Source organism: Rhizobium sp. SVR5-2C (assembly GCF_056755115.1).
The window spans coordinates 1-347 of the sequence record NZ_JBNDHT010000356.1; the positions used below are offsets into that span (position 1 = coordinate 1).

A 347-nucleotide genomic window follows, 5' to 3' on the forward strand; every position below is an offset into this window, starting at 1 on the left:
CACCACCGCCCAGAGCATGGTCGATGCGACGCCGAATTCATGCGCGAGTTTCGTCGTGATTGGCGCTGCAATCATGGCGGCGACCCCGGCCATGGCGGTATCCAGGCCGATGAGCGTTGAGGGGATGCCGCGCTTTTCCAGGATGATGCTGAGAAGCGGAAGGCCGAGGCCGAGTGCGATTCCCACGGCGGAAATCGACGAGATCGCGGCAACCAGCGACTGCCAATGGATTTCTTCGACATCGCCCGCTGTGCCGTTTCTCGGCTGAGACATTAATTCATCCTTGAGTGACTAAAGCGAATCGCCCGTTTTTTTTGACACATAGAAAGGCACATGCGTGCCAAATC

The 347-nt window shown here is 57.6% G+C and carries 1 pseudogene; it reads right to left on the minus strand.

The annotated features are described in order from the left end of the window. A pseudogene (locus tag ACPYOI_RS36055) lies at positions 1–273 on the minus strand (MFS transporter); the annotation flags it as partial. Positions 274–347 lie beyond the last annotated feature (74 nt).